Consider the following 7,664-nt stretch of genomic DNA (forward strand, 5'->3'; position numbering starts at 1 on the left):
GTCGATGGTCATCGTGTGGAAGCCTGCGTATTCCGTTTTGCCGCGTTTCCACTTTGTTCCTGCTAATGCCATATCGACAAATTCATTAAGTGTTTTCGATTCAATTCGTTGTGGTCTAATAATTCCAGCCTTCGCTAACAAGACCCATGCGCCGGCTGCATGCACAGTAACAGACCTGTCTTTCGAGTCCTTTTCCACTTCATTCGAAATCACGTATGGAACAATGCGACCGTCTCGAACTTGCTTCAATATTAAATTTTGTTGTTGGAAAGTTACCGCTTGATCTGTTCCATCAAATGTAGTGAATTGTAACGTATCTATATTATTTTTGAGTTCCCAGTGCCGCATATCGTCCCAATAATCTTTTGGTTGAATAGCTGCAACAATTTGTTCTGTTTTAAAGTCTACGACATGTAAAATTCCGTTCATTTTCATTATCTATATCGCTCCCTAAAGCTGATAGTGGCTTTTCCAACATCGCCTGGCATGATGTCGATTCGGTTATCACCACGTACTACGACTGGAAAATCACTGAAAATGTCTTTGATACCCACTGCGTCCTCACCGTTTATCGTCACCAAACTGTTTTCAGTATCGATAACCACTTTATCTCCTTTATCGAAAATGTACGGCTTTGTGTTTTCTGGTACTTTATTCACTTTCCAAATCTTTAAGTCGTCAATAGACATCACTGAAACTGGATCATTTATATCCCATGCCATGATCGCGATCATGACTTGAGCTACTTTACGATTTGTCATTGGATTTCCACTCTCATCAATCCAGCGTTCCACTAATGAAGCATCGTCGATTTCTGTTCCGTCTCGGAATCTAGCAACATATACAGACCACTGATTCCCTCGTCTAGCGACTCTCAAACGCCCATAAAATTGATTAAAAGTGTTCGGGTGAGCGCCACTTGTATCGACTAATTTTCGAACACTATTAGGCGTTCCAGCATTTCCGATTCGCATATATGCTTTTGTCATTTCAGCATCCCAGTACAGATCATTCATATTGATGCGTGCAACAATATTACTCGCTTCATCCAAAAGAAGCACTTCCACACGCCCCATTTGTCCGATATTCGTTGATTTCAAGCGTACCCATGCTTCCATTTCAAAGTCTTGCAACGGTCCAACAGGAATATTCTTCTTGGCGATGGCACCGTGGAATCCTCGTTCTTGTCCGTAATCTTCACAATAAAGCGCGTAACCATCCCGTACTTTGAAAGAGCCTGTCCCCTTCATATCATCAAACTGGCTTACAGGAGTCCAGCCTACTGTAGTAGACAATTCATCCCACATAACGCGTTCGCGTTCTTGTACTGTTTTTTCTTCTACAGTGAGGGGATAACCAATTCGAAAATAATTACGATCATTGGGATACGAACCATACCAAACGTCTAAAAAAGTGCTTGGATTTTCTATATCAACTTTAATTAATGCCGGCGCTTCTACGCTACCTTTGTTCTTGAAGCGTGACGTTATTTCTGTTGTCCAGGTTCGTTCGAACTCGTGAGTCTGTGCCCTCCCCAATTTGTAGGGCATTGAACAGACAAAAGTGAGGGTTCCTTCGCCGAGGTTCATTAGTTGGTCGAGGTCAAACGATTCATCAATGACCGCGAGGTAAGTGCGGTCTTTTTCATCGTCGAAGATTAGTTCTTGGGGTTGGTCGGTAATGAGCCAATCAGCTATTTCTTCCTTTAACTTCTCAGCTTCTTCTAAAGAATCATAGAGTAGGTCGACGGGTACTAGCACCTTTCGCATTTTGGTCTGAGTTCGTATTAAACGACCTCCGGGATAATGAGGGACTTCGAGGAATGTTCGCTCCAAAGGAGCCCATGCAGGGCGCTTAACTCCCTGCAATGGAATTACTTTATCATGTCTTTTTCCATTAAAACTAAAGAAACTTAAATCACATGTCATTCTATCACCTGCCTAAAACGCATTACGTATATCTTCTTGTTGTTGACTAAATTTTTGTACATCGGTATAGATTTCTCTAGCAATTTCTCGCTTGTCAAGATTAACAACCAGTTCGATTGGTCTATCATAAGATTGTTTATAAGTCGTTTGTGGCATCGTTTGAGCAATTTCTTGTCCAATACGTCCAAGTGTACTATCTCTCAAAGGTAGAACTGCCTCGTCGTATCCTTTCGCGTCGCCGACACCGATTACGGTTGGCATACCAGGTTTAACAAGCGCGCCTTGCGCTGCCCATTTAATACTGAACGACGGTAACCCTTCACTAACCCAGTTCATCGGATTTAACGACCCATTAACACTTACTTTAGGAACAGGAATGTGAATACCCTTGAACATATTCACAACACCATCTTTGATTGTTTTTAACCAACCTTTGATGCCATCCCATGCATTTTTAATTGGGTCAACTAATTTTTTTGTTATTTTTAATGCAGCTGATCCGATATCAGTAGCCATACGTACTACTAAAGAAACGGGATGCTCAATAAATTCTTTGAAGTAATTAACAACTGTTGTCCACATACCTCTTATCGCACTACCGAACGAAACTGCTAAACTCTTAGCTGCACCAAGGATTTTGGTCACAAATGATAGATTGATCAGCCCCCAGATAAACTGGATCGCTCCGCTAAAGATTTGTTTAGCTGCATCCCACATTCCGCGAAAATCACCTGTCAGTAATGAGGCAAAAAATTTGATAATCCCCATAATGATATTGACGCCGCCTTGGATAATATCCTTAATGGCATCCCAAGCGGATTTTACAATCGCGGTTATCACTGGCATTACAACAGAAATAATAGATTGGATAATAGAAAATGCGTTTTGAACAGCTTGTACAATCTGTTCTCCATTTTCTTTCCAAAATGAAGCTATCTGTTCTATGATTCCATTCACAAAATTGAGGACATCAGTTAGAAGAGGCATTAAATAAGGGGCTATCGTCTCAAAAATCCCTTTTATAAAGTCCCATGTGGCACCAATAATACCCATAATCACAGGTGATGCTGCTGAGATTAATGATTGTACATTTGTTATGAAGTTACTTATTTCAGCGTGAACATCTTGGGCAAAAGATATAATTTCCGTTTTCTTCTCTGGAGACATCCCTAATTTATCCATAATATTAGTCGCTGCTCCCCAGTCTCCAGATACTAAAGATTGTATGAGAGCAATTCCGTTTTGAACTTCCGCTACCGTTTCGCGTACCCATATAACAGCTTCTGGTGAAAACCCTAATTTAGTAAGAAGGTTTGAGCCTTCTACATTTGCTGTTTGATCTCCTTGCGCCGCTTGCCACATTAAGCCAATTGCCTCTGTAACTTCAGAAATCCATTGAACACCTTCCCGTAAGGGCGCTAATGCTGCGTTAAATGCTTCTTGACGACTTTTTGTTTGTTCAATGCCATTAGCAAGTTTTTGATATTCAACTTCTGATTGTTCAAGAATTTTATTAGCTTGTTCTTGGCTTATCTTACCTTCTTCAACTTTTGATTTAAGCTCCTCTTTCTTTTGAGCCATCATACCTTCTACAGTAAGATTCTTTTGCATTTGCTCTTGTGCTTTAGCATACTCGGCGTTCATTTCTTCTTGACTCATTTTCCCTTGAGCAACTTTATTTTGTAAAATAGCTTTTGTTTGAGCCAACTTCTGTTCCTCTGATTGCATTAATTTAGCAGCTTCAACCGCTCTACCAGAAGGATCAAGAAAATCTGTAAATGACTTAATCAAACTATTTGTACCATTTGTAGCACCAACCAACGCAGGTTCTAAATGTGAAAAAATAACTAAGCCAAGGTTTTCCGCTCGTGATTTTACTCCATCTACTGCACCAGATAAGTTGTTCGCCATAACATCAGCCATAACAGACGCTGCACCTTCTGATGTATATAACTTTTCAGTGAAGTCGTCGAATTGATCGACCCCACCTTTTAATACTTGTACCCATCCGGCATAAGCTTCTTCACCAAAAATAGCCTTTGCTGCTGCGATTTGTTGTGCGTTCGCCATATTATTGAATTTAGGCGCCATATCAGCGATGATATCTCTCATCGGACGTAGTGTTCCATCTGCGTTTTTAACAGATACACCCATTTCGTCTAACGCCTTTGCCGCTGCCTTTGGTGGTGCGGCTAGACGCGAAAGACCTGCTCGTAATGCCGTACCTGCCATACTAGCTTTTATACCAGAGTTAGCGAAAATCATTGCAATTGCTGAAGTTTGCTCTAAATCCATACCAAATGTTGCAGCTTGAGGCGCCGCATATTTCATTGTTTCTCCTAATTGCTCAACATTAAGGTTGGCGCTTGACTGTGCCACAGCGAATACATCGGCCGCACGTCCAGCTTCTTCAGCAGCCATACCGAAAGGTGTCATTGTATCAGTAACAATGTCAGATGCTTTCGCTAAATCTAAAGCTCCCGCTGTTGCAAGGTCCAACAACGGTTTACTTGCTGCAATCATTTGGTTAGAATCCCAACCAGCCAACGCCATATATTCATATGCTTCGGCAACATTCGTTGCTGACCATCTCGTTTCAGCTCCCAGTTTCCGAGCATTAGCGCCGAGTTCTGCCATTTGTAAACCTGTAGACCCCGAAAGTGCTTCTACTTTAGACATTTGCTTAGTGTAGTCCATTCCAACGCTAACTGCACCCGCAATCGCCGCTCCAACACCTACTACCGCACCAGTCATAGCTACCATAGATGCAACAGTACCACTGATGGAGACACCTAACTTGCCGAACACACCACCTAAACTGCCGAACTTGTCTCCCATGCCTTTTGAGGTCTTAGCTGCATGAGAATCTAAATCTTTTAAACCTTTCCGCGCTTTCTCATCTCGAAGAAAGACTGAGCCAAACATTTTAAATACTTCCATATGCGTTAATCACCACGCATTTCTTTAAATCTATTTGATATATCCGCCGCACGCTTGAGGATTCTATCCTTGTCTTCTTCTGTCATACGACGTTGTTGTTTTTGAGAGCTTATGGAGAAAGCTTCTTCATATGGAATCATCTTTCCATTGAGAGCCATAATAGGAATGTGGTGTAACCAAGTTTGAAAACGTCTTTCTTCCATTTGTTTTTCCTTGGCCTTGTAATAAAGAGAGAAAACCTCGTGGATTGATAAAGATGAGATATAGGACATATCGTTATACCTTGAGGCTAAAGTGTCGATGAAGTCTATCTCATTAATTTCATCACAGCTTTGAGCCCATTCAAAAAACCCGGTAACCCTTCGTTTTCTTTAATATCTTCAATAACATTCTGTAAATCCGCATATTGTTTTACTTCACCTGGATTTACTCCGTATAAATCGCCTAACCACTTGTAAAACTCTGTTTCAGCTTCACCTAAATTCACTAGAACTGTATAGAAAAATTCAGTACCGAGACTAATTTGCTCTGTTACGACTTCTTTTTCTTGATCTTCCGGAATATTATCCGCGCCATGTTTGTCGATTAATGCTTGTGCTTTTTGTGATACTTCCATTCCTTTACGGAAAAATGAAGTGACTTCATCTTTAATTTCCATCTTCTTAAGAATACGAGAAAAAGCAAATGTATCTGAAAAGCCTAATTTACGCATAGTTCTAATTTCTGTATCTACTTGAATAGCCATGTTATCTGTCTCCTTTTGTAAGAAAATAGAAAGGGAAACCCCTATCTATTTCTTTTCTAATGCGTTAACTTTCGCTGCCGCTTCCGGTGGTAAATCACAAACGAACTCTTTTCCGCCGCCTTCAATCCAAATTTCGAACGGCGCTTTATCCAAATCACAAGGATCACGATGGCCAGTAAATGTTGCTTCTGGCGCCATTTCCTCTCCACCTTCAAACGCCGCTTCGATTGAACTGTCATTTAAAGCGTTAAGGACAATGATGATTACATCTCGCCCATCTGCTGTTTCACCAACAAAGGCGATGTTTTCTAAATAAGAATCCATTGTTACTTTTTCGCGTGAAGTAATAACTGAGTATGTTTTTTCTTTACCATCCACAGTCTTTTTCACTTCTGATACTTCTGCACCAGGAAAGAAATTAACCACTTTTTTTGGATCAAAAAATTCAAGTAATCCACCTGTTTTCATCTGTGTCTTAGATGAAATAATACGTTTAAAGCCTTTTGTGTCACCTTTTGAACCGTTATACTCTACAGCTTTAAACTCTGGTTCATAAGTGAATGAACCGCCGCCTTTTAACGCTCCTAATGGTACTTCTTTCCCTTTAATACCGAAGTTCATAATAATTGCTCCCTCACCCAATACAAGGGCATAAGGATTTGGTCTTGGTGCTGCCATATGCAACTCCACCTTTCTTACATGTCATAATATCTAACTCTAAAACGAACCTCTTTCACTCGAATCTGCTGATCTTCCACTGGAACATCAGAACGTCCTATGAAATCTACCGCAATTGTCATCGGTGCGCATTGGGTTTTCAAGGTTCCGTCTTTGATATAATCTTTTATCTTCTGAGATGCTTCATCTTGAATGAGAATATCTGCTTCATGTCCCCAAATATGAACAGTAAATACAAAATCTTCTCTTACTCTTGATATAGCATCGGATTGACTATCGTAAACAACATAAGGTAGTTTTATAACTTCCTTGTCAGCTTCTTGATAATAGACATCAGCTTCGTAAGGTTCAAAAATATCCTTAAGGAACTTGTCCACATATTCAATTAAATCTGTCATTTCATCCCGCCTTTCATAGCGGATATCATAATGCGCGCTGTTTCGGACTTATGATTCTCGCCAGCGTTACGAAATGCTTTCGTGCCCTTTTTCCCTCGAGTTCGATAAAACTTTCCTGTACGCTTATCCTTGTAAACCCAAGGCGTTTTTCTGCCGCCTTTTTCAGCATAAATACCTGTACCAAATTCTTCGTAAATTGCATTATCCTTGTTGTTATAGATAACACCTTTAGGAATGTTCCCTTCCATAGCGACTTTGGTTTCAAATCCCCTAGCTGTATCCCCACTTCGTTTTCTTGAATAAGTAACGGCATTCCCTTTGACATACTCGGAACCACGTTTAACGGCTATTCTTTCAGCCGCCTGCATCTTTTTGATAGCCTGTTCGATTTTAGATTCATACCGCCAACTCATCAGGTTTAATCTCCGTTTCTTCCAGTGCTACCTCAAGATGATCATCGGCACTCATCGGATTAGCTGCCTTTTTAACGTTGTAATACTTATTTTTCGCTACAATCACGTCGCCTTTACGAATATCAGTAGGAAAGCAATACAAGACAGCGTTAATGTCATCAGTAACTTTTTGGTAAGACATACCGACATCTCCGCCTTGCAAAGTCTCATCAACAATACCTTTGAGTGAAGATTCTTTTTTATACTTACCACGGTTATATGGTCCAGAACTTTTTTCTTTTCGATAAACTGTGACATCAATACCGAATTTTTTAATGAGTCTTGTTATTCCTCTGGATCGCATAGTGTTCTCAGTCGCTTTCTAAGCCCTTTTAACAAGTGCTTTGGATATTGTTCTTCATCTGTGGCATATGTCACGTTATGTGAACCTAATCGCTCACTTTTTACGCCGTCTTGCTTATCCTCGTCAGTAGAGAATAAGTGGTATCCTACCAGTCTAATAGCGATAATTTCGTAATCTGCTGGATAACCATTTTCAAAGTCATTCCCTGTATATCTGCGA

Annotated in this window: 10 protein-coding genes; all 10 read right to left on the reverse strand. The window is 40.4% G+C overall.

The genetic code is table 11. From position 1 onward, the window contains the following. On the reverse strand, window positions 1-435 hold a 435-nt coding region (locus MR058_RS22365), incomplete at its 3' end, for a phage tail spike protein (RefSeq protein WP_277926677.1). After that, the gene (locus MR058_RS22370; protein ID WP_242145895.1) at window positions 435-1,928 is read right to left on the reverse strand and encodes a distal tail protein Dit; all 1,494 of its coding nucleotides are present in this window, start codon (window positions 1,926-1,928) and stop codon (window positions 435-437) included. The genes MR058_RS22365 and MR058_RS22370, both read right to left, overlap by 1 nt. Before the next feature lie 12 nt (window positions 1,929-1,940). Further along, window positions 1,941-4,868 (reverse strand): phage tail tape measure protein, encoded by a 2,928-nt coding sequence (locus MR058_RS22375; protein WP_094396545.1) that lies wholly within the window; start codon window positions 4,866-4,868, stop codon window positions 1,941-1,943. A 5-nt stretch (window positions 4,869-4,873) separates the two neighbouring features. Then, entirely contained in the window at window positions 4,874-5,071 is a 198-nt protein-coding gene (locus tag MR058_RS22380) for a hypothetical protein (protein WP_235436463.1), read from the reverse strand. 104 nt (window positions 5,072-5,175) lie between these two features. After that, window positions 5,176-5,613: a hypothetical protein gene (locus MR058_RS22385; protein ID WP_012095396.1), complete on the reverse strand. Its 438-nt coding sequence runs from the start codon at window positions 5,611-5,613 to the stop codon at window positions 5,176-5,178. Between the two features lie 45 nt (window positions 5,614-5,658). Further along, window positions 5,659-6,291, reverse strand: coding sequence for a hypothetical protein (locus tag MR058_RS22390; RefSeq protein ID WP_048723925.1), 633 nt, complete (start codon window positions 6,289-6,291; stop codon window positions 5,659-5,661). A 17-nt stretch (window positions 6,292-6,308) separates the two neighbouring features. After that, window positions 6,309-6,689, reverse strand: a complete 381-nt coding sequence (locus tag MR058_RS22395) for a hypothetical protein (protein WP_048723923.1) — start codon at window positions 6,687-6,689, stop codon at window positions 6,309-6,311. Next, the gene (locus MR058_RS22400; protein WP_012095399.1) at window positions 6,686-7,102 is read right to left on the reverse strand and encodes a hypothetical protein; all 417 of its coding nucleotides are present in this window, start codon (window positions 7,100-7,102) and stop codon (window positions 6,686-6,688) included. The genes MR058_RS22395 and MR058_RS22400 overlap by 4 nt, the downstream gene beginning before the upstream one ends. Then, window positions 7,086-7,445 (reverse strand): hypothetical protein, encoded by a 360-nt coding sequence (locus MR058_RS22405; RefSeq protein WP_012095400.1) that lies wholly within the window; start codon window positions 7,443-7,445, stop codon window positions 7,086-7,088. The genes MR058_RS22400 and MR058_RS22405 overlap by 17 nt, the downstream gene beginning before the upstream one ends. Beyond that, window positions 7,427-7,664 (reverse strand): head-tail connector protein (locus MR058_RS22410; RefSeq protein WP_242145896.1); only part of this gene is annotated, 238 nt, incomplete at its 5' end. The genes MR058_RS22405 and MR058_RS22410, both read right to left, overlap by 19 nt.

Origin of the sequence: Bacillus cereus group sp. BfR-BA-01430 (assembly GCF_022663115.1) — a bacterium.
In the GTDB taxonomy this organism is placed as follows: domain Bacteria; phylum Bacillota; class Bacilli; order Bacillales; family Bacillaceae_G; genus Bacillus_A; species Bacillus_A cereus_BD.